Annotated in this window: 19 protein-coding genes; 5 read left to right on the top strand and 14 right to left on the bottom strand. The window is 73.0% G+C overall.

What is annotated here, in order from left to right:
- Positions 1–129: 129 nt before the first annotated feature.
- The 13 genes from rocD to ACFY8W_RS05545 all read right to left on the bottom strand — a co-directional run bounded on the left by rocD (position 130) and on the right by ACFY8W_RS05545 (position 12,102).
- The gene (rocD, locus tag ACFY8W_RS05605) at positions 130–1,338 is read right to left on the bottom strand and encodes an ornithine--oxo-acid transaminase (RefSeq protein WP_391100605.1); all 1,209 of its coding nucleotides are present in this window, start codon (positions 1,336–1,338) and stop codon (positions 130–132) included.
- Between the two features lie 59 nt (positions 1,339–1,397).
- Complete coding sequence (locus ACFY8W_RS05600; RefSeq protein ID WP_391100603.1) at positions 1,398–2,723, bottom strand: GTP-binding protein; 1,326 nt, start codon at positions 2,721–2,723, stop codon at positions 1,398–1,400.
- Between the two features lie 2 nt (positions 2,724–2,725).
- Positions 2,726–3,691 carry a sulfate adenylyltransferase subunit CysD gene (gene cysD / locus ACFY8W_RS05595; protein ID WP_391100600.1) on the bottom strand — a complete coding sequence of 322 codons (966 nt, stop codon included), beginning with the start codon at positions 3,689–3,691 and terminating at the stop codon, positions 2,726–2,728.
- Positions 3,688–4,251: an adenylyl-sulfate kinase gene (cysC, locus tag ACFY8W_RS05590; protein ID WP_391100598.1), complete on the bottom strand. Its 564-nt coding sequence runs from the start codon at positions 4,249–4,251 to the stop codon at positions 3,688–3,690. The genes cysD and cysC overlap by 4 nt, the downstream gene beginning before the upstream one ends.
- The gene (locus ACFY8W_RS05585; protein WP_391100595.1) at positions 4,248–5,120 is read right to left on the bottom strand and encodes a [LysW]-aminoadipate kinase; all 873 of its coding nucleotides are present in this window, start codon (positions 5,118–5,120) and stop codon (positions 4,248–4,250) included. Before ACFY8W_RS05585 ends, cysC begins: the two co-directional genes overlap by 4 nt.
- A gap of 21 nt (positions 5,121–5,141) precedes the next feature.
- Positions 5,142–6,167 (bottom strand): N-acetyl-gamma-glutamyl-phosphate reductase, encoded by a 1,026-nt coding sequence (argC, locus tag ACFY8W_RS05580; RefSeq protein ID WP_391100593.1) that lies wholly within the window; start codon positions 6,165–6,167, stop codon positions 5,142–5,144.
- A 37-nt stretch (positions 6,168–6,204) separates the two neighbouring features.
- The gene (locus ACFY8W_RS05575) at positions 6,205–6,381 is read right to left on the bottom strand and encodes a lysine biosynthesis protein LysW (RefSeq protein ID WP_391100591.1); all 177 of its coding nucleotides are present in this window, start codon (positions 6,379–6,381) and stop codon (positions 6,205–6,207) included.
- 43 nt (positions 6,382–6,424) lie between these two features.
- Positions 6,425–7,393 carry a transketolase C-terminal domain-containing protein gene (locus tag ACFY8W_RS05570; protein ID WP_391100589.1) on the bottom strand — a complete coding sequence of 323 codons (969 nt, stop codon included), beginning with the start codon at positions 7,391–7,393 and terminating at the stop codon, positions 6,425–6,427.
- On the bottom strand, positions 7,390–8,250 hold the full coding sequence (locus ACFY8W_RS05565) for a thiamine pyrophosphate-dependent enzyme (RefSeq protein WP_391100587.1): 861 nt from the start codon (positions 8,248–8,250) through the stop codon (positions 7,390–7,392). Before ACFY8W_RS05565 ends, ACFY8W_RS05570 begins: the two co-directional genes overlap by 4 nt.
- Complete coding sequence (locus tag ACFY8W_RS05560; RefSeq protein WP_391100586.1) at positions 8,247–9,542, bottom strand: aminotransferase class V-fold PLP-dependent enzyme; 1,296 nt, start codon at positions 9,540–9,542, stop codon at positions 8,247–8,249. The genes ACFY8W_RS05565 and ACFY8W_RS05560 overlap by 4 nt, the downstream gene beginning before the upstream one ends.
- Before the next feature lie 43 nt (positions 9,543–9,585).
- The gene (locus ACFY8W_RS05555; protein ID WP_391100584.1) at positions 9,586–10,632 is read right to left on the bottom strand and encodes a BtrH N-terminal domain-containing protein; all 1,047 of its coding nucleotides are present in this window, start codon (positions 10,630–10,632) and stop codon (positions 9,586–9,588) included.
- Entirely contained in the window at positions 10,629–11,213 is a 585-nt protein-coding gene (locus ACFY8W_RS05550; RefSeq protein ID WP_391100581.1) for a hypothetical protein, read from the bottom strand. The genes ACFY8W_RS05555 and ACFY8W_RS05550 overlap by 4 nt, the downstream gene beginning before the upstream one ends.
- 157 nt (positions 11,214–11,370) lie before the next feature.
- A complete protein-coding gene (locus ACFY8W_RS05545; RefSeq protein WP_391100578.1) occupies positions 11,371–12,102 on the bottom strand; it encodes a sulfotransferase family protein in 732 nt (243 codons plus the stop codon).
- A 278-nt stretch (positions 12,103–12,380) separates the two neighbouring features.
- On the opposite strand from ACFY8W_RS05545, the gene ACFY8W_RS05540 reads away from it, so the two are divergent.
- Genes ACFY8W_RS05540 through ACFY8W_RS05520 form a run of 5 tightly spaced genes read left to right on the top strand, consistent with a single transcriptional unit; the run spans position 12,381 to position 20,780 of the window.
- Entirely contained in the window at positions 12,381–13,259 is an 879-nt protein-coding gene (locus tag ACFY8W_RS05540) for a RimK family alpha-L-glutamate ligase (protein ID WP_391100576.1), read from the top strand.
- The gene (locus ACFY8W_RS05535; RefSeq protein WP_391100574.1) at positions 13,256–14,377 is read left to right on the top strand and encodes a M20/M25/M40 family metallo-hydrolase; all 1,122 of its coding nucleotides are present in this window, start codon (positions 13,256–13,258) and stop codon (positions 14,375–14,377) included. The genes ACFY8W_RS05540 and ACFY8W_RS05535 overlap by 4 nt, the downstream gene beginning before the upstream one ends.
- Positions 14,378–14,382: 5 nt before the next feature.
- Positions 14,383–18,480: an amino acid adenylation domain-containing protein gene (locus tag ACFY8W_RS05530; RefSeq protein WP_391101731.1), complete on the top strand. Its 4,098-nt coding sequence runs from the start codon at positions 14,383–14,385 to the stop codon at positions 18,478–18,480.
- A gap of 10 nt (positions 18,481–18,490) precedes the next feature.
- The gene (locus ACFY8W_RS05525; protein WP_391100572.1) at positions 18,491–19,645 is read left to right on the top strand and encodes an acyl-CoA dehydrogenase family protein; all 1,155 of its coding nucleotides are present in this window, start codon (positions 18,491–18,493) and stop codon (positions 19,643–19,645) included.
- A gap of 1 nt (position 19,646) precedes the next feature.
- On the top strand, positions 19,647–20,780 hold the full coding sequence (locus ACFY8W_RS05520; RefSeq protein ID WP_391100569.1) for an acyl-CoA dehydrogenase family protein: 1,134 nt from the start codon (positions 19,647–19,649) through the stop codon (positions 20,778–20,780).
- A gap of 64 nt (positions 20,781–20,844) precedes the next feature.
- Here the strand turns inward: ACFY8W_RS05520 and ACFY8W_RS05515 are convergent, their stop codons facing one another.
- Positions 20,845–21,495: a response regulator gene (locus ACFY8W_RS05515; RefSeq protein WP_391100566.1), complete on the bottom strand. Its 651-nt coding sequence runs from the start codon at positions 21,493–21,495 to the stop codon at positions 20,845–20,847.
- Positions 21,496–21,859 lie beyond the last annotated feature (364 nt).

Here is a 21,859-nt window from a genome sequence, read left to right as displayed (position 1 = left end):
GGGTCGTCCCTGCCAGGTGGTCAGAGGGAATGCTGTTCCTCGTGGTAAAGGATCACCGGGTGCAACGCTATCACGGTGGGCCTCACCCGGCCGGGTTCCGCCGTACGGCGGAACCCGGTTGACGAGGTGTCAGCCCAGCACCTCCGCGATGGCGTCGACTCCGAAGTCGATCTCCTCGCGGGTGATCACCAGAGGCGGTGCGATCCGGAGGTGCGACTTGTTCTCCTTCACCAGCAGACCGCGCTCGAGCAGCGCCTCGGACACCGGCCGTCCGGTCGGACGGCCCTCCGCGATCTCCACGCCGGCCCACAGGCCGCGGCCGTTGACCTCCGCGACGCTGTCCAGCTCGCCGAGCCGCGCGTGCAGGTACGCGCCGAGCTCGCGGGACCGCTCCTGGAACTCACCCGTCGCGAGCAGCTTCACCACCGCGCGGCCGACCGCCGCCGCCAGCGGGTTGCCGCCGAAGGTGGAGCCGTGCTCGCCGGGCTTGAGCACGCCGAGGACGTCGGCCCGGCCGATCACCGCGGACACCGGGAGGAGGCCGCCGCCCAGCGACTTGCCCAGGGTGTACAGGTCCGCGCGGACGCCCTCGTGGTCCAGCGCCAGGGTCGCGCCGGTACGGGCGAGACCGCACTGCACCTCGTCGGCGAGGAACAGCGTGGCGGTGTCGTCGCACAGCTGGCGGACCTCGGCGAGATAGCCCTTCGGCGGGACGACGACGCCCGCCTCGCCCTGGACGGGCTCGAGGAGGACCGCCGCCGTGTGCTCGGTGACCGCCGAGCGCAGCGCGTCGATGTCCCCGTACGGCACGACCCGGAAGCCGGGCGTGAACGGGCCGAACTCCTTGCGGGCGGCCGCGTCGGTGGAGAGCGAGACCATCGTCGTGGTGCGGCCGTGGAAGTTCGATCCCGCGACCACGATCTCGGCGGTGCCGTCCGGCACGCCCTTTACCTGGTACGCCCACTTCCTGGCCACCTTCACGGCCGACTCGACCGCCTCGGCGCCGGTGTTGGCGGGCAGTACCATCTCGGTGCCCGTCAGCTCCGTCAGTTCCCGGCAGAAGAGGCCGAACTGGTCGTTGTGGAAAGACCGGCCGGTCAGCGTGAGACGGTCGAGCTGCGCCTTGGCCGCGGCGACGATGGCGGGATGCCGGTGGCCGAAGTTGAGCGCGGAGTACCCCGCGACGAAGTCGAGATGACGCCGGCCGTCGAGCCCGGTCACCCAGGCGCCTTCCCCATGGCTGAGCACCACGGGCAGCGGGTGGTAGTTGTGTGCGCCCCAGCGCTCGGCGAAGGCGACGTGCTCCTGGGGGGAAGTGGCGTCCGCGGTCGTACTCATGGCGTGGTTCACCCTTTCGGCGGTTGATCACTGGTGCGGTGGATCACTTGCGCGGTGGGTCACTCGGGCGACGGGTGCTCCGTCCTCGCGTCGACCATGCCGGCGCTGAGGGTCGCCCCGTCCTGCGGGTCGATGAGCAGGAACGAGCCGGTGCGCCGGTTGTCGACGTAGTCGTCGACGGCGAGCGGCTCGGCGGTGAGGATCCGTACCCCGCCGATGTCGTTGGCGGACAGGCCGTCCTCGCAGGGCAGCCGCCCGGCGACGGTGACGTCCATGCGGTACGTGATCCGCTCGACCACGGCCGGCACGGTCCGGGTGGTGTGCTTGAGCAGCACGCGTTGTCCGGGGCGCAGCGGGCGCTGGTCGAGGTGGCACACGGTGGCGGTGAGCCGCCGCACCGGCGCGGGAGCGGGGCCGGCGGTGAGCAGGTCGCCCCTGGCCACGTCGATGTCGTCGGCGAGGCGGACCGCGACCGACTGCGGCGCCCACGCGACGTCGGCCTTCCGGCCGAGCACGCTCAGGTCGACGACCGTGCTGGCCGCCCCGGCCGGCTGGACGACGACGCGGTCGCCGACCGCGAGCCGGCCGGAGGCCAGCTGTCCGGCCAGCCAGCGCTCGACCGTCTGCCGGTCGCCGGAGGGCTGCCGGATCACGTACTGCACGGGCAGGCGCAGCGGCATACCGGCCGGGTCCCCACCCACCCGCACGCTCTCCAGGTGGGACAGCAGCGTGTCACCGCCGTACCAGTCCATGGAGGCCGACGGTTCGACCACGTTGTCCCCGGCGAGCGCCGACATCGGGATGGCGACGACGTCGGCGATGCCCAGCTCGCGGGCCCGCTCGGTGAACTCGTCCGCGATGGCGGTGAAGACGGACTCCTCGTAGCCGACGGCGTCCATCTTGTTGACGGCGAGCACGACGTGCGGGACCCGCAGCAGGGCCGTGACGGCGCAGTGCCTCATGGTCTGGTCCACGACGCCCTTGCGCGCGTCGACCAGGATCACCGCCAGGTCAGCGGTGGAGGCGCCGGTCACCATGTTGCGCGTGTACTGCACGTGGCCCGGCGTGTCCGCCAGGATGAACCGCCGCCGGGGCGTTGCGAAGTAGCGGTAGGCCACGTCGATCGTGATGCCCTGCTCGCGCTCCGACCGGAGGCCGTCGGTGAGCAGCGCCAGGTCGGGCCCGTCCTGCCCGCGCCGCCGGGACGCCTCCTCGATGGCCTCCATCTGGTCGGCGAGCACGGACTTGGTGTCGTACAGGAGCCGTCCGACCAGCGTGGACTTGCCGTCGTCGACCGACCCGCAGGTGGCCAGGCGCAGCAGGCCGCCCGAGAGCCGCCGGGACGCGCCGGACCGGACCTCCGCCTCCGCAACGTCCGTTGACATGTCTAGAAGTACCCTTCTCGCTTGCGGTCCTCCATGGCGGCCTCGGACAGCCGGTCGTCGGCCCTGCTCGCACCGCGCTCGGTCACGCGGCTCGCCGCGATCTCGGCGATCACCGCCTCCACCGTCGAGGCCGACGAGTCGACCGCGCCGGTGCAGGACATGTCGCCGACCGTGCGGTAGCGGATCCGCCGCTCGGTCACGGGCTCGTCGTCCCGGGGGCCGCCCCAGTCGCCGGCCGTCAGCCACATGCCGTCGCGGCGGAACACCTCGCGCCGGTGCGCGAAGTAGATTTCGGGCAGTTCGATGCCCTCGTGCTCGATGTACTGCCAGACGTCGAGCTCGGTCCAGTTGGACAGCGGGAACACGCGGACGTGCTCGCCCGGCTCGTGGCGGCCGTTGTACAGCTGCCACAGTTCCGGCCGCTGCCTGCGCGGGTCCCAGGCGCCGAACTCGTCGCGCAGGCTGAACACCCGCTCCTTGGCGCGCGCCTTCTCCTCGTCGCGCCGACCGCCGCCGAACACGGCGCCGTAACGGCCGTCCCGGATGGCGTCGAGCAGCGGCACGGTCTGCAGCGGGTTGCGGGTGCCGTCGGGACGCTCGCGGAGCCTGCCGTCGTCGATGTACGCCTGCACGGACGCCACGTCCAGCTGGAGGCCGTGCTTCTCGACGATCCGGTCCCGGTAGGCGATCACCTCGGGGAAGTTGTGCCCGGTGTCCACGTGCAGCAGCGAGAACGGCAGCGGCGCCGGGGCGAAGGCCTTGAGCGCCACGTGCAGCATGACGATCGAGTCCTTGCCGCCGGAGAACAGCAGCGTCGCCCGGTCGAACTCGCCGGCCACCTCGCGGAAGATGTGCGCCGCCTCGGTCTCCAGCATCTCCAGGTGGGACAGCGACGGCGCCGCGGGGGCCGCCGGCGGCCCGAGGCGTCCGGGTGCGTCGTCGAGCGCGGCCCGCGCCACGGCGGTCACGACAGCCCGCGTGCGGTGAGCAGCGCACGCAGCAGCAGGACGGACTCCTCGACCGTACGGTCCTCGGTGGGGAGCCGCAGATCGGGGTCGACGGGTACCTCGTAGGGATCGTCCACGCCGGTGAGGCCCGTGAGCTCGCCGGCCGCCTGCCGGGCGTAGAGACCCTTCACGTCGCGGTCGGCGCACAGCTCCACCGGCGTGGCCACGTGCACCTCGACGTACGGGACGCCCTGCGCCGCGTGCCGCTCCCGCACCGCCGCGCGGGAGACCGCGTACGGGGCGATGACGGGCACGAGGACGGTGACGCCGTGCGAGGCGAGCAGCCCGGCCACGTAGCCGATCCGTCGCACGTTGGTGTCCCGGTCCTCCTTGGAGAAGCCCAGTTCCGCGGACAGCGCCGCGCGGACCTCGTCGCCGTCGAGCACCTGGACGCGGTGTCCTTCGGCGCGCAGTCGCCCGGCCAGGCCCAGTGCGAGCGTGGTCTTGCCCGCGCTGGGCAGTCCGGTCAGCCAGACCGTGCCGCCCTGCCACACGGCCGTCTCGCCGTTCGGTTCGCTCATGTTCGGAGCTCCCTTCCGCTCGGTCCGGCGGTGGCCGGCTCCGCGCACGTCATGGTTACCGTGGTGCCGGACCCGGCCAGTGCCCGGCTGACCGGGTCCGGCACCCGCCCGTCCGCGATTTGTACCGACCCGACCCCGCCGGCCAGTGCCTCCCGCGCGGCGACGAGCTTGAGCGCCATGCCACCGCCGGCGAACCGGCCGGGCGCGCCGCTCGCCGGCACCTCGTAGCCGCTCAGCACGCTGGTGGCGTCGTCGGGATCGGCGAGCACGCCCGGCGCGCCGGTCAGCAGCACCAGGCGGTCGGCGCCGAGTGCCGCCGCCAGGGCCGCCGCCACGCGGTCGGCGTCGACGTTCACCGGCTGGCCCTGCTCGTCCATCGCGGGCGGTGACACGACCGGCACGAAGCCGGACCGCAGCAGCGTCCGCGGCAGTTCGGTGCGGACCTCGCTCAGCCGGCCGCTGAGGTTGTCCCGGACCAGGGTCGTCCTGCCGTCCACGACGGACCGGACGGCGGCCTTGCGGCGGGCGCGCAGCATGCCGCCGTCCAGGCCGGTGAGGCCGACCGAGGGCACGCCGAGCCGGGACAGCTCGGCGACCATCTTCGGCTTGACCGCACCGGCCAGGGCGAGGACGACCACTTCGAGGGTCGCCGGGTCGGTGTACCTGGTGGACACGTTGTCCGGGGCGACCAGCCGGCGCTGCGGCACGCCGAGCTTCCCGGCCAGCCGGGCGATCTCCGCCGAGCCCCCGTGCACCAGGAGAACGGATTCTCCGGCCCGGACGAGCCCGGCGACGTCGGCGCAGATGCCCGCCGCGTCGACGGCCGGGTTGCCGCCGCACTTGACGACGGTCAGCGGTCTGGTGGTCACAGTGTCTCCAGTCACCGGGGCTCAGACGGGATGCAGGCCGGGGAAGGACAGACCGAGGTTCTCCGGCCAGCCCATGCGGATGTTCAGGCACTGGACCGCGTTGCCCGCGCCGCCCTTCATGAGGTTGTCCAGTGCGGCGATGGTCACCAGCCGGCCCGCCTCCTCGTCGACGGCGAAGCCGACGTCGCAGAAGTTCGACCCGAGCAGGATCTTCGGCTCCGGATAGCGGAACGTGCCGCGCTGGTGGGCCACTACCCGGACGAACGGCTCGTCCCGGTAGTGCTCGCGGAACGCCCTGCGCACCGCCGACTTGTCCACGCCGGGGCGCAGCGTGGCGTGGCAGATGGTCTGCACGCCGCGCACCGCCTCGACGCCGGTCGCCGTCATCGCCGCCGAGATGCCCAGGTGCCGGGAGATCTCGGCCTCGTGCCGGTGGCCGGTCGGCGCGAACACCCGCATGGCGCCGCTGCGTTCGGCATGGAGGTTCGCCTCGCCCGCGGTGGCGCCGGAGCCGCTGGAACCGGTGCGCGCGTCGAACTGCGCCTCCGGCTCGACCAGTCCCTCCGCCGCGAGCGGGTGCAGCGCGAGCACGCCCGCCACCGCCATGCAGCCGGGCACGCTGACCAGATCGGCGGTGCGCAGCCGGTCCCGGTACAGCTCCGGGATCCCGGGCACGAACTCGCCGAGCAGGTGCGGCGCCGCGTGCTCGGTGCCGTAGTAGCGCCGGAAGACCTCGGGGTCGTCGAGCCGGAAGTCCCCGGTGAGGTCGAAGACCTGCTTGGCCTGTCCCGTCCAGCGTTCCATCTGGGTCATGGCGGCGCGGTGCGGCGTGGCGAGGAAGACCACGTCGCACTCCTCCACCTCGTCCGCCGAGCAGAACAGCAGGTCGGTGGCGGACCGCAGGTTCGGATGCACGCCGTCGACGCGCTTGCCGGGGAACCGGGAGGAGACCGCGTGCGCCAGCTCGACCTCGGGATGGCCGACGAGCAGACGCAGCAGTTCCCCTCCGATGTAGCCGGCCGCGCCGACGACCGCGACCCGGATCACGTCGTACGCCCGGTGGGTGCCGTCCGTCCTCGCACGGTCACTCGCCCCAGTCCTCTTCGACCTCGGGCGCGAGGGCGAGCACCGCGGGGCTCAGCGCCACGATCTCCAGTTCGCTGCGGCAGCCGGCGCACTCGACGATCTCGTTGAGCCGCACGGATGCGCTGATCTGCACCTCGTCCTCGCACTCGGGGCAGGCCTGGGTCGTTGTGGTCATCGGTGGTGTCCCTTCGGATCGGTGGTGCCTCGGTGGTGCTGCCTCAGTGGGTGGTTCCGGCGAGGGCCGTCGTGTCGACGGCCGTCCTGCCGAGCGCGGTGCGGACCGTCCTGACGACCCGCTCCGCGGTGAGGTCGTAGTGCGCGACGAGGTGCTCCTGGTTGCCGACCTCGTCGACGAACCGGTCGGGCATGCCCAGCCTCAGCACGCGCGTGGGTGCCTCCTCCGCCAGCGTCTCGGCCACCGCGCCGCCGAGACCGCCGCCGCGCCAGTGCTCCTCCAGCGTCACGACGAGCCTGGCCGGCCCCGCCGCCGCCACGAGCGTCTCCGCGTCGAACGGCCGCAGCGTGTGCAGGTTCAGGACGGTGGCCTCGATGCCGAGACCGGCGAGGGCGTCCGCCGCTTCGAGACAGGCGAGAACCGGGTACGGGCCGCAGCACGCGAGCACGACGTCCTCGCCCCGGCGCAGCGTCTGCGCCTTCCCGATGACCGGGGGAGGGGCCGACTCCGGCAGTGCGGGGGACGGCTTGCGGCCGAGCCGGACGTAGAGCGGTCCCGCCAGGTCCAGGCTCTGCTCGACGAACGCCTCCGTTGCGGCGGCGTCCGCGGGCACGACCACGGTCATGCCCGGCAGCGTCCGCATCACGGCGAGGTCCTCGAGCGCCTGGTGGGTCGGGCCGAGGTGACCCGCGGCGAGACCGCCGTGGGTGGCCATGATGCGCACCGGCAGCCGGTTGTAGGCGATGTCGATCTTGATCGCTTCCAGGGCTCGGGACGTCGCGAAGGCGGCCATCGTGTTGACGAACGGCATCCGCCCGCACGCCGCCATGCCGGCGGCGATGCCCATCAGGTTGTGCTCGGCGATGCCGAGGTTGAGGTACTGCTCGCCGGCCGCCGCCGCGTGGTCCGCGCTGAACAGACCGGTGTCGCTGTCCAGACAGATCAGTTCGGGGTTCCGGTCGAGCAGGGAGAGGAGAGAGTCCCGGTAGGCCTCTCGGGTCGCGCGGCTCATCCTGAGGTCTCCGTCGTCGTCCGCAGGGGGTGTCCCCCCAGCGCGGCCGTCGCCCGCGCGTGGTTGCGCGGCGACAGCGTCACGTAATGGCTGGCCGCCCGTCCCGCGAGGAACGGGAGCCCGTGGCCCTTCACCGTGCGGGCGATGAGCACGCTCGGCTTGCCCGGCTCCCACGGGCCGGCGGAGAGGTGCTCCGCCACCCGGTCCGCGTCGTGGCCGTCCACCTCGCGCACCGACCAGCCGAAGGCGCGCCAGCGGTCGGCCAGCGGCTCCATCGGGGCGATCCGCTCGGTCGAGCCGGTCAGCTGCAGCCCGTTGCGGTCCACCACGGCGACCAGCCGGTCGAGGCGCAGCGACGCGGCCGCGATCGCCGCCTCCCACACCGAACCCTCTTGGAGCTCGCCGTCGCCGAGCAGGACGAAGCTGCGCGCGGCACGGCCCGCGTACCGGTTGGCGAGGGCGAACCCGCAGGCCAGTGCGAGACCGTGGCCGAGCGAGCCGGTCGGCAGCTCCACGCCGGGCACCGCGCGCACCGGATGGCCCATCAGCCTGCTGCCCGGCCGCCCGTACGTGGCGAGTTCCCCGACCGGCAGGAAGCCCCGCTCGGCCAGCGTCGCGTACAGGGCGACGGCGGCGTGGCCCTTGCTGAGCAGGAAGCGGTCGCGGTCCGGGTCGTCCGGCCGCTCCGGGTCCACGTTCATCACCGAGAAGTACAGCGCGGTGAGCACCTCGGTGGCCGAGAAGGCACCGCCGAGGTGACCGCCCTCCGGCCCCGCGCACATGTCGACGACGTGCGAGCGGATGCGTGCGGCGACCGCCTCCAGCGACTCCAGGGTCGGAGCCTGGGCGGCGGTCATGACCGGGCCGCCGCGAGGGTCGCCACCATGTCGCGGTTGGCCCACACCTTCTCGAAGGCGTCCGCGTAGAGGCGCAGCAGCTCGCCGGACCCGGGGTGGAGATGGCGCTTCTGCAGCGTCAGCGAGTCGGCGATGACCGCGCGGGCCACCGGGTAGCCCTCGCCCTTCACCGGTGCAGGTGCGCCGGTGACGGTCCAGGGGTAGCCCGAGCCGAAGCCGACCCGGTCGACGAAGACCTTCTGGTCGGGCAGCGGCATGAGCTGGTACTGCGACATCGGCACGCCCTCGGCGCGCAGCAGCCGCCGCAGTGCCGAGCGCAGGGCCTCGGGCCGTACGCCGTCGAGACCGAACGCGGCCGGGTCGAAGCGGAACCGCAGGATGTGCCAGGCGTGGGTGGTGTCCGGGAGCGCGGTCGGCACGCCCAGTCCGGGCAGCTCCGCGAGCCTGCCGAGGAACTCGGTGACGTTGCGCTGCCGCATGCTCTCGTAGTCGTCGAACCGGGCGAGCTGGGCGTCGGTGAACGCGGCCTGGAGGGCGTTCATCTTGTGGTTCCAGCCGAGGCCGTACGAGACGTAGTCGCGGTCGCGGCCGGCCTCGATCACCTCGCCGAACTGCCTGCCCTTGCGCACGGCTTCGGCGAGGCCGGCGTCGCCCGTCACGAGCAGCCCGCCCTCACCGCAGGTGGGGATGTTCTTGGTGGCCTGGAGGCTGAACGCGCCCGCGTCGCCGATCGAGCCGACCGGCCGCCCGCGGTGGGTCGCACCGGGCGCCTGCGCGGCGTCCTCGACCACGGCGAGGCCGTGCCGGCGCGCGATGTCGGTGATCCGGTCCATGTCCGCGGGCGCGCCGTGCAGGTGCACCGGGATGATCGCCCTGGTCCGGTCGGTGATCCGGCGCTCGATGTCGTCCGGGTCGATGTTGAACGTGACCGGGTCGATGTCGGCGAACACCGGAACGGCCATCTGGTGCACGGGCGCGAGCCCGGTGGCGATGAAGCTCATCGCCGGCACGATCACCTCGTCACCCGGCCCGACACCCAGCGCGGCCAGCGCGAGGGAGAGCGCGGCGGTGCCGGTGGACACCGCGACGCAGTGCTCGTAGCCGAACCGCCGCGCCCAGCGCTCCTCGAGCGTGGAGACCGGGTTCGCACCGTCCGAGTTCGACACCAGCCTGGCGCCGTCGAGCGCGTCGAGGACGGCCTTGCGGTCCTCGTCCTCGACCAGCGGCCAGTCCACGTGGCGCCGGTCCCTCGGCACGGCCGCGGTACCGCCGAACGCTGCCAGCTTGCTCATCACTGTCCTCTCGACATGGTCACGGTGGTCGAACAGGGCGCGGTCACAGGCGCGTCGCGACCGCGCCGACGGCGTCGACCGCGGTGGCGTACCGGGCGCGCAGCACGGTGGCGTGGTGGGCGATGTCGGCCGCGGCCCCGCGGGGGTCGTCGAGGCCGTGCGCGCCGGTGATCCGCAGCCCGGTCCACGCGTGCGCGACGGCCTCCACCGCGCGTCCGGCGCCGGCCAGCTCCGGGTCGCCCCACTCACGGCCGCAGCGGCGCAGCAGCTCGCCGTGGAGGGCGGCCTGCGCCTGCATGCCCCAGCCGAACGGGTACAGCTCGCGCAGCGCGTTCGCGTCGCCGGCGCGGCAGCGGTCGGTGAGTTCCGCGGCGAACGCGTCGAGCCCGGCGAGCCCGGTACGGGCCGGGCCCGCGGTGGTGAAGCCTTCGACGTCGGCGCGCAGGAAGCCGCCGAGCGCCTCGGGAGTCAGCGGCGGCGGCACGACGTCGAGCCGGACGTCGAGGCAGCGCCTGCCGATCCGCGAGTCGCTGAAGAACGCGTCCTGGTGGTCGGTCGGGTTGGCCGAGCCCCAGCTGCGCAGGAACGCCTCGACGGGGACGGCGCCGCGGAAGGCCGGCGGCATCGCGTCGGAGACGTACACGACGCCGCGGACCTCGTCCAGGCCGTAGACCACCACGAGGTGGGCGGCGTGCACGTCGCTGTACGCGGGCCGGAACGGCAGGTGGAAGTTGTCCACCGCGGCGATGACCGGCCGGTCGTCGGCCAGGCTCTCGCGCACCTCCCGCCAGACGTCGTCCTCGTCGGCCGGCTGCCACCAGCGCGCGTGCAGGTCGTGGTGCGGCGCGAGGGCGGCGCCGAGGTCGGACTCGCCGGGCGGGCACGGGTAGTAGAACTCCTCGGACCTGACGTCCCCGGGCAGGTGCAGGAACCGCCAGCCCGCGCCGAGCACGGCCAGCGGATCGGCGCCCGAGCGGGCCACGATCGCGCCGAACGTGGACTGCAGGCAGCTGATGGGGTCGCGGTACCACAGCTCGGGCTCCGGCCCGGTGATCATGTACGTCCTCGTCGTCGTCACGTCGCTCGTCATGCCCCGGCCTCCGTCCGCTGCAGGGTGACCGCGAAGACGTGCACCGCGATGTTGCGGGGCAGCCGGACGCCGGTCAGGCCGGCCCGCCGGGTGACCGGCACCCGCTGCGCCCACATCAGCGCGGAAACGTTCCGCTGCACATGGTGCGGGTAGTGCATGACGAGACTCTCGAAGGCCTTGACCTCGCCGAACCACGCGGGCGCCGCCCAGAAGTCGGAGACCCGCAGCGGTTCCGCGTCGACCGCGCCGTCGGCGAAGTGCATCCCGACGGTGTCCTCGCAGCGCCGCTCCGAGGCCGCGAGCACGTGCACCCAGTCGTAACGGCCCTCCGGCACCTCGAGGAACTGGCCCTCGCACCGCACGTTGTCGGGACCGTCGCAGACCGGGGGGAACCGGAAGGGAACGCCCGCCACGTGCACGAGGCTCCCGCCCGCGGGCAGGTACTCGGCGGCGAACGAGTTCCCCCAGACGTTGAACCGTCCCGCCTTGGTGTCCGTCGCCGCGGAGACGGCGGTGTTGTTGCGATGGCCGGAGATGTCGACCGGATCGCACAGCCGGGTAATGGCGGAAGAAACCGGCATGTCCGTCAAGTGATCCCCCTCACTGGAATGCCGTTCGGAGTTCCCAAACTAGGCCGCTGATTAGCGCTGTTCATCCACACCGTGATTACCTCGAATGCCTGAAACGGCGCTCCGGTGTACTCACCGGGTAATCCCGCCGCGCATTCCGGCAGGGCGGTCACGGGCGAAGCGCGGCGGCGCGCAGCTCCTCGTAGAACGGCAGGTGGTAATCGCGGTGGGCCCGCAGCACCGGGTCCGCCTCGACCGTCTCGGCGCCGCGGCCCGAGCCGCGGGTGAAGCCGGCGGTCCGGCTGGTCGACTCGTGCCAGCGGCTGGTCGCCTCCCACTCCGAGCGCATGCCCGGCTGCCAGTTCAGCGCGTCCGGCAGGAAGGGGATGCCCACCGCCGCGCAGTACGCCCGGACGGTCTCGGCCGGCCGGTCGAGCAGGTCGTCCGAGTCGATCACGACCGGCGTGGCGCCGGTGGCGGCCCGTACGGCCGTGAAGATCTCGTGCAGCCGGGCGAAGCCGATCTCGTCCCGGCCCAGGTCCGGGTTGAGCTTGTGGTGCGAGGCGATGGCCTCGGCCGGGTGGCGGATGATGAAGGTGTGCGTCGCGGCCGCGAGGAAGGACTCGTCGGCGAGCAGCGCCGGGTAGGCGAAGTCCGTCGTGTCCTTGAAGAACACCGGCTGACGGGCCGCGATGGCGCGCAGCTCCGCGAGCACGTCCTGTTCGCTGCGCGCGACCCGCTCGCCGACCTTCACCTCGCCGAAGTCGACCACCTGGGAGAACGGCTCGTGCACGACGACGCGGTCGCCCCGCTCCGCCATCATCCGCGCGAACGCGGTGGAGCGGGATCGCGGCGCGCTCCACAGCGCGAGCACCGGTATCCGCTCTGATTTGTGGTCCACGGTTTCCCCTTCACTCTGGCCCGGCCGGTGTGAAACCGGACGGAAAGCGCGCGGTGAACTCTGCGGCAGGCAGCCGGAATCCGGTCCAGCGTGACACGGGCGGCGGCCGGCCCGGGTAAGCGAAACGAGCAGCCGGGGGAGAGCGAAGTAAACACAATGCGTCCCCGCCGTTGAACTTGTCGCGGACGCGCGCGGCGGCGGCGCACCCGTAACGTCCGTGCGACGCGGCAGACCGGTCGTGCCGTCCGGTCAACCAGTGGTCCTACTACGGAGGTCACGTGTCAGCGACAGCAGAGCACCCGGGCGACGGCGGGATCGCCGTACTCGCCAGCAGGGTAGGCGCGGACGAGAAACGGCTGTTCGACGCGTTCGACCGGCGCGGCGTCGCCTTCGACCACGTCGACACGCGCGTGCAGTGGTTCCCGGCCGGGCAGCGCGGCCTGCCCTGGAACCTCGCCCTGAACCGGGAGATCGGCCAGGCCCGCGCGGCGTACGCGGCCCGCTGCCTCGCCGCGGCCGGCGTCGAGGTGGTCAACAGCGCGGACGCGACCGAGGTGTGCGGCGACAAGTGGCGCACCACGCTGGCCCTCCAGGCGGCCGGGCTGCCGATCCCGCGCACCGCGCTCGGCCTCACCCCGCAGGCCGCACTGGACGCGCTCGACTCCATCGGCTACCCGGCGCTGATCAAACCGCTGGTCGGCTCCTGGGGCCGGCTGATCGTTCCCCTCCATGACCGCGCCGCCGCGGAAGGCGTGCTCGAGTACGTCGGCGCGCTGCCGAGCCCGCAGTCGCACCTCGCCTACGTGCAGGAGCTCGTCGACAAGCCCGGCCGGGACATCAGGGCCATCGTCGTCGGCGGCCGGCTCCTCGGCGCCGTCTACCGGACCGGCGAGTCGACCCGCACCAACGTGGCGCTCGGCGGCAGGACCCTGCCGTGCGAACCGACAGCGGAGCTCGCCAAGCTCGCGGTCGAGGCCGCCGCCGCCGTCGGCGCCGACATCGCCGGCGTCGACCTGATCGAGGACCGCGACGGCCGGCTGCTCGTCCTCGAGGTCAACCACCGGGTCGAGTTCTCCGGCTTCCAATCCGCCCTCGGCGACCGGGTCGATGTCGCGGACCGCATCGTCGAACACCTACGGGAGCGAGCGCAACGATGAACTGGGCATTCACTTCGTCCGGCAACGTCACCGAGACGTGTGCCGTCGGGCTGCTGCGCGGAATGCTGGAGATCCCCTCCTCGTCGTACCAGGAGCGGGCACTGGCCGACTACCTCGCCGAGGCGATGGCGGACCTGGGCTTCCGGGCCCACATCGACACCGTGGGCAACGTCATCGGCGTGATCGAACGCGGCGACGGACCGACCCTGATGCTGCTCGGGCACCTCGACACCGTCCCCGGCCAGATCCCGGTCCGCTCGGAGGACGGCCGGCTGTACGGCCGGGGCGCGGTCGACGCGAAGGGACCGCTCGCCGCGATGATCTGCGCCGCGGCCAGCGCGGCGGACTTCCCCGGCCGGATCGTCGTCATCGGCGTCGTCGAGGAGGAGACCCCGAAGTCCCGCGGGGCGATGGCGATCCGCGCCACCCACGACCGGCCGGACGCGCTGATCATCGGCGAACCCAGCGGCTGGTCGAGCGTGGTGATCGGCTACAAGGGCAAGCTCGACATGCGCTACACCGTCACCTGTCCCGCCACCCACCCCAGCAACCCGGAGCCGAAGGCGTCCGAACTGGCCGTGGAGTCCTGGAACGCACTGGTCGACCTGCTCGGGCCGGACGCGGGCCACGACGCCTTCGCCAAACCCGGCGCGACGCTCGTCCAGCTCAACGCCGACCTCACGTCGGCCACCGTCGACCTCAGCGTCCGCACCCCGCCGGGCTTCGACGTCGAAGGACTCGTGAGCGGACTGCGCGAGCGGCTGCCCGCCGGCCGGCTCGAAGTGCTGAACTCGGTGGAGGCCTGCCGGGCCGACCGCTCCAACCCGGCGGTCCGCGCACTGGTCTCCGGCATCCGGCGGGTGCACGCCCAGCCCCGGCTCGTGGTGAAGACGGCCACCTCGGACATGAACACCCTCGCCGAGGTCTGGGACATCCCGATGGCGACCTACGGCCCCGGCGACAGCAGGCTCGACCACGCCGACACCGAGCACATCGTGCTGTCCGACTTCCTGCGCGGCATCGACGTCCTGTCCACCGCCATCTCGGAGCTCTCGGACATGCCCGTCCGCCCGGACGACCAGGTGACCGACGCGCTGCCCGAAGGGAGTCTCCGTTGACCGGAATGACCCAGCGCCTCGCCGCACTGCCCGCGGAGCGCCGCGCGCGGTTCCTCGCGCTGCTGAAGGCGACGGTGGAGGACGCGGCCGCGCAGGGTCCGACGCCGCGCGGCAACACCGGTCCCGCACCGCTGTCGTCCGCGCAGGAGACCCTGTGGGAGCTCGGCCGCAAGGCGACCGACGGCGCCGCCGCCCATCTGCCGCTGTGCCTGCGGCTGCGCGGCGACCTGGACACGGGCGCCCTGCGTGCGGCGCTGACCGCCGTCGTGGCGCGGCACGAGGCGCTGCGGACCGCGGTCGTGACGCGCGAGGGCGGACCCGTGCAGGTGGTCGCCCCCGAGGTCCGGGTCGAGCTGCCCCTGGTCGAGGCGCCGGGTGACGACCACGAGCGACGCCTCGCCGCCGCCCGGTCCCTCGTCGGAGAACGGATCACGGCACCCTTCGACGTGAGCCGGGCGCCGCTGTGGCGCGCGCTGCTCGTCCGGGTCGCGACCGACGACCACCTGTTCCTGTTCGTCGCGCACCCCGTGGTGTGCGACGAACATTCGCTCGCCGTCCTGGCCGGCGAACTCGCCGAGGTCTACCGGTCGTCGCAGGACGGCGACGCACCACGGCTGCCCGCCCTTCCCGTGCAGTACCCGGACCACGCGGTGTGGCAGCGCGACCGCCTCGACGGCGCCGAGCTCGACCGGCTGGCCACCTACTGGCGCGAGAGGCTGGCGGGCGCCGAGGTCCTGGAGTTCCCCACCGACCGGCCGCGCGGCGACACACCGACCTATGCCGGCGGCGCCCGCGGCTTCGCGGTCGGACACGAGGGCCTGGAGCGGGCGAGGACCCTGGCCCGGGAGGAGGGGACGACGCCGTACGACGTCCTCCTCGCCGCGTTCTTCACCCTGCTGCACCGCTACTCCGGCCTGGAGGACCTGGTGGTCGGCTCGCCCGACGCGAACCGGCGGCACGGGTCCGTGTCCTCGGTGATCGGGCCCTTCGCCGACACGACGGTGCTGCGCGGCGACGTCTCCGGCGACCCGACCTTCCGCGAACTGGTCCGACGGGTCGGCCGCGTGGTCGCCGAGGCGCACGAGCACGGCGGACTGCCGTTCACCGAGCTGGTCGACGCCGTGGACCCGGCCCGCGACCCCTCGCGCTCACCGCTCTTCCAGATCACGTTCGCCCTGAGCCGGCCGGACGCGCCGACGGCCCTGCCCGGTCTCGCGACGTCCCGTGAGGACGTCCGCACCGACACCTCCCGCCACGACATGAGCTGGAACCTGGTCGAGCCGGCGCGTCCCGGCACCGACGCGGTCCTGGACATCGCGTTCAACACCCACCTCTTCGACGACGAGAGCATCGCCCGGTTCGCCCGGCACTACGACGGGCTGCTGCACACCCTGACCGCAGCCCCCGACGCTCCGCTGTCCGCGGCCGACGTGCTCAGCACGGCGGACAGGGAGTTCCTCGACGAGGTCGCCCGCGGACCGGTCCGCCCCGTACGCGAGACCACCGTCGTCGAGCAGTTCGAGGCCCGCGTCCAGGAGGCCCCGGACAGCGTGGCGCTCGTCGTCGAGGACGTCGCGACGAGCTACGCCGAACTCAACGCCCGCGCGAACCGGCTCGCCGCCCTGCTGCGCGAGCGCGGCGCCGAGCCGGGCACGCGGATCGGCCTGTGCCTGCGCAGGAACGCGGACCTGACGACGGCGATGCTCGCCGTCCTCAAGACCGGCGCGGCCTACGTGCCGCTCGACCCGACGCACCCGCCCGCGCGCGTCGCGGAGATCGCCGCCGACTCGGGCCTGCACACCGTCATCGCGCACGCCGAGGTCGCCGGCGCCGTCAGCGCCGTCGCCGCGCCCGTCGTGATCCTGGACGAGGTCCGCGCCGAACTCGCGGCGCTGCCCGACGCCAACCCGCCGCTCGCGGCGGAGCCCAGCGACCTCGCGTACATCATCTACACCTCCGGCAGCACCGGACGGCCCAAGGGCGTCCTGCTCGAACACCGCGGCGTGGTCAACTTCATCGACTCCGCGCGCGACCTGTTCGACCTGACACCCGCCGACCGCGTGCTCGGATTCGCGTCGATCACCTTCGACGTCTCCGTCTTCGAGACCTTCTCCGCGCTGCTCACCGGCGCACGGCTCTGTCTGGCGACCGACGACGAACGGCTCTCCATCGACCGCCTCCAGTCGCTCATGGAACGCGCCGGCATCACCGTCATCGACCTGCCGCCGACGGTGATGCCGCTGCTCGCGCCGGAGAAGTTCACCGACCTGCGGATCGCGTTCGTGGGCGGCGAGGCCTTCAGCGGCGAGCTGGTGAACCGCTGGAATTCCGGCAGGCGGCTGTTCAACGGCTACGGCCCGACCGAGTGCACGGTGACGATGATCGTCGAGGAGTGCCCGGGCACCTGGGACGCCTCCCCGCCGATCGGCCTGCCCATGACCAACCACGTCGCGCACGTCCTGGACCGCGAACTGCGCCAGGTGCCGGTCGGCGTGCCCGGCGAACTGGTCATCGGCGGCGCCGGCCTGGCCCGCGGCTACCTCGACCGGGACGAGCTGACCGCGGAGAAGTTCGTCGCCGACCCCTTCGGCACCGCGCCGGGCGGCCGGCTCTACCGCACCGGAGACCTGGTGAAGCGGCTGCCCGACGGCCGTCTCGTCTTCCTCGGCCGGATCGACCAGCAGGTCAAGATCCGCGGACTGCGGATCGAACTCGGCGAGGTCGAGTCGGCGCTGGCCGGAGTCACCGGCATCGGACAGGTCACCGTGCGGCCGTGGACCGACGACACCGGCGACAAGCACCTCGTGGGCTACCTCACGGGCGTCGCCGAGCAGCAGCTGCCCTCGGTGCGCGAACAGCTCGGCACCGTGCTGCCCTCGTACATGATCCCGTCGTACTTCGTCGTCCTCGACGAACTCCCGCTCACCAGCAGCGGCAAGGTCGACTGGCGCAGGCTGCCCGCGCCCGACCCGAAGTCGGCCGGCGACGGCACCGGCGACGAACCGCGCACCGCGACCGAACGGGTCCTGCTGCACGACGTGCTCGGCCCGCTGCTGCGCAACGCCCGGCTCGGCGTCCACGACGACTTCTTCCTGGCCGGCGGCAACAGCCTCCAGGCCGCCCAGCTGATGTCGGCGATCAACCGCAGGTTCGGGGTGGAGATCGCGCTCGGCGACTTCTTCACCTCGCCCACCGTCGCCCACCTGGCCGCCACCGTCGACGCCGTCCGCACCGCGCGGCGCGGCGCGGACGACGATCCGCTCGGCCTCCTGGAGAACCTGCCCGAGGAGCCCGACCGGAACACCGCCGGAGCACCGGCCGGCGACCGGGCACCGGTGCTGATGCGCCCGCCCGGCCCGGCGCGGCTCGTCCTGCTGCACCCTTCGGGCGGCGAACTGTTCTGCTACGTACCGCTGGTCAGGGCGCTGCGCGAAGGCATCGGCGTGGCCGGCTTCGCCGCCGACCCGCAGGACGCCGCCCTGTCCCCCGAGGACGGCGTCACGGGGACCGCCGCCCGGATCGCCAGGGCACTCGCCGCCGCCGGCCCGCCGGAGGCGTACTGCCTGGCCGGCTGGTCCTACGGCGGCGTGCTCGCCTTCGAGGTCGCCCGGCAACTGGAGCGGGACACCGGAGCACGGCCGCCGGTGGTCCTCCTCGACGCCTCCTACGACGAGGACCTCGTACCGCTCGACGAGCGGACGGTACGGCAGCGGTTCGTGCACGACGTCGCCAGACTGGCCGGCCAGGACGGTCCGGCGGTACGCGCGGTGCTCGACGACCCGGCGGTCGGCGAGGCCGGCCTCAGGCGGACGCTGACCTCGCTCGGCGTCGAACTGGAGCTCGGCGACGAGGAACTGGCCGCCCGCTACGCGACCTTCCGGGCCTGCGCCCTGGCGCAGCAGGAGTACCGTCCGCCGAGCCCGTACGGCGGACCCGTCACGCTGCTCACCGCCTCGAACCACGCCGCCGTCGCGGCGGAGTGGCGCAGCGCGTGCACGGGCCCGTTCCGGTCCGGCGAACTGCCCGGCGACCACTACACGCTGTTCACGGAACCGGCGTTGAGCCGGATCGCCGCCGCGATCGAACGCACACTCGCCACCTGAGGAGACGCACATGCGCTTCGGATTCACCGAGGAACAACAACGGTTCCGGGCGGACGTGCGCAGGGCGCTGCGCTCCGCCGAGGTGCGCGCCGCGGTCGCGGACGCCACCCCCGCGGACGGCGTCGAGCCGGACCAGCGGCCGCTGTACCGCCTGCTCGGCAAGCTCGGACTGCTCGCCGTGCACTGGCCCGCCGAGTTCGGCGGATCCGGCCGGCCGCTCACCGACGCCGCGATCGTCGCCGAGGAGCTGGTGCGCGCGGACGTGCCGGACACCCTGCACGTCAACACCATCCAGATCATCGGCCAGTTCCTCCTCATGGCCGGCAGCACCGAACAGAAGCGACGGCACCTGCCCGCCCTGGCGAGCGGCGAGCGCTTCGGTTCGGTGCTCTACACCGAACCCGACGCCGGCTCGGACCTCGGCGCCCTGCGGACGGTGGCCGAACCCGACGGCGACGGCTACCGGATCACCGGCACCAAGGTCTTCAGCCTGAAGACCCGGTTCGTCGACCTCGGCCTGTGCGCCGCCCGTACGACACCGGGGACCGGCAAGTACCAGGGCATCAGCCTGTTCCTGGTCGACATGAACGCCCCCGGCGTCACCGTCACGGTCATCCCCAGCGTCAACGACGAGCAGTTCCACCACGTCGAGCTCGACGCCGTCGCGGTGTCCGGCGACGACCTCATCGGCGCGCGCGACCAGGGATGGCCCCTGCTCAACCAGGCCCTGGCCATCGAACGCACCGGCCTCGACTACTACCTCAAGGCGGAACACTGGCTGGACGCCGCCCTCGAGGCGCTGGTCGACCGCGCGCCCGGCTCCCCGCACGACGCCCACCTCGAACAGATCGGCCGCTGGCACGGCGCGCTCCTCGCCGACCACGCCCTCGCCTGGGAGGTGATCACCGGACTCGCGAACGACCGCGTCGACGAGGTCGCGGCCGCCGTCGCCAAGTACCACAGCAGCGAACTCGCCCAGGGCATCGCCGCGTGGGCCGCCGACATCCCCGACCCCGGGCAGCGGGCTGACCGCACCAGGGCCGCCGTGATCCTGGACTCCGCCTCCCGGGAGGCGCCCGGGCTCACCCTGTCGGCGGGAACCTCCGAGGTGATGCTGCAGATCATGGCCGCCGCGTTCGACTCCATCGGACAGGAGAAGCGCTGACATGGACCTCACCCCCGATCCGCTGCTCGTGCAGCTGCGCAAGGCCCTGCGCACCTCGCTCGCCGCCGTCCCCGTACGGCCCGAGGTGCACGGCGCTCCGGTGACCGACGGAGCCTCCGGCCCCGCGCGGACGGTGCTCGACCGCCTGGGCGCGGCCGGCTTCGAACGGCCCGCCGCGGCCGGCGGCCTCGACCTCGGCCTGACGGCCGGCGTGCTCGTCAGCGAGGAACTCGGCCGCGCGGCACGCGGGAACCCGTACCGGGCCGACGCGCTCGCCGCCGACGTGGGCGGTCCGGCGGGCGCGGCCCTGGCCGGCCTCGAAGCGCTGCCGGCCGGCACCGGGATCACCGCGAGCCCGCGCGACGGAGGCTGGGAGCTGACCGGCACCGCCACGGTCGACGACCCGGGAGCCGGCCGGCCGCTCCTCGTGGCCACCCGGACGGACGCCGGTCCGGTGCTCGTCGCGGTGCCGGCCGGTGCGCCCGGGGTCCGCGTCGAGAGCGCGTGCTGGCCGCCGGTCGTCCGCTTCGAGGGCACGCCGGTCACCGAGGCGGACGTGGTCGGCGCACTGGACGACGCGCCGGCCGGCCCGCTCGCGCGGGCACGCCTCCGGCAGGCCGCCTACCTGCTCGGCATCGCCGACGGCGCGCACCAGATCGCGGTGCGCTACGCCGGCACCCGGCGGCAGTTCGACACCCGGCTGCGGGACCTGCCGGCGGTGGCCTTCCCGTTGGCCCGTGCCATGGTGGCCCTGCGCGCGACGAGGGCCGCGGTGTACCGGGGCGCCTGGCTGGTCGACGCCGCGCACGACCAGGACGCCGCCGCCGACGGCACGGACGGCCTCGGCACCGCGGACGCCCTCGCCGGCACGGCGCCGGTCGTGGCGCTCGCGACGGCCGCCGAGACCGCGCGCGACGCCGTACGGTTGTGCATGCAGAGCTGCGGCGTACGGGCCATGACGGCGGAGCTCGGTCTGCACCGGTACTTCCGGCTGGCCACGGCCGAGTCGAGCCGGTACGGCGAGCCCGCCGCGCTGTGGCGGCTGGCCGGCGCCGCCCGCCTCGACCTGGCCCGGCGTGCCGTCGGGGAGAACGGCACGGGGCGCTCGGTCGTGGCGGCGGGCCGGCCGCGGTGAGGTCCACCCCGCCGAAGTCTTCCCGCGACCCGGGCCTTCCGTCGGCCGGGACGCGTCGTACGGGCTAGATCAGCCCGGACTGGTAGGCGAGCGACACGAGTTGGGCGCGGTCGCGGACGCCCAGCTTGGTGCGCACCCGGTAGAGGTGGGTGCGCACGGTGGCCACGCCGATGGTGAGCTCGCGGGCCACCTCCTCGGTCGACATGCCCCGTGCCACCATCTGGGTCACCTCGCGCTCCCGCGGGGTCAGGTCGGTGACCTCCGGGTACGGCGCCGACTCCGGCGTGTCCGGCTGTTCGCGGAACCACGTGACCAGGCGGTGCGCGATGTCCGGTGCGAGCATGGTCCGGCCGGCCGCCGCCGCCCGGATCGCGGTGACCAGTTCCTGCGGGCTGGCGTCCTTGCCGAGCAGGCAGCTCGCGCCGGCGTGCAGCACGTCGCTGACCGTCTTGTCGGTGTCGGACCGGGTGAACACGACGATGTTGGGCCGTGTCTCCTCCTTGCCGAGCCTGCGGATCATTTCCAGTCCGTCGATGGTCCGCAGGCTGAGATCGGTGACTATCACGTCCGGGCGTTTGGTGCGCACCAGGACGATGGCTTCCATTCCGTTGTCGGTCGTGCCGATCACGTCGATGTCGGGCACCGCGTCGAGCAGCGTCCGTAAGCCGTCCCCGATGACCGGCAGTTCGTCGCAGATGAGTACACGAATGGTCACTGTTTCCGCCTTGATGGGGGTGTAGGTGGAAGTCTGGTCGCCGCCGCGGGCCTGGGTCTCAGGCGGTTCGGCAGCCTTGTCGTGCACCTCGCCGCCTCCGGTGCGGACCGCGAGGCTGGTTCGTCTCCAGCCTGCGCGGGCAGCCGCTGCAGTGTCCACACTGCGGACGAGGCGACACGAGAAGTTGATCGTGAACGCGCCAAAGCTGAGTCGGAAAGGACGGCTCTGTTCCTGCGACGAATCGTGCCCATGGAGCCATGGGCAACTGCGGTTCCTGGAGCTGTGGAGCGGGCCCAAGAGGTTCTAAACCACGCCTTGATCGAGTGTCAAGCAGTCTCCTCCGGTCGTGTCCCCCGGGCTTCCC

Origin of the sequence: Streptomyces sp. NPDC012637 (assembly GCF_042954805.1) — a bacterium.
Classification (GTDB): Bacteria; Actinomycetota; Actinomycetes; order Streptomycetales; family Streptomycetaceae; genus Streptomyces.
Note: the sequence above shows the minus strand (reverse complement) of the source record. Positions and strands in the feature narration are given on the sequence as shown.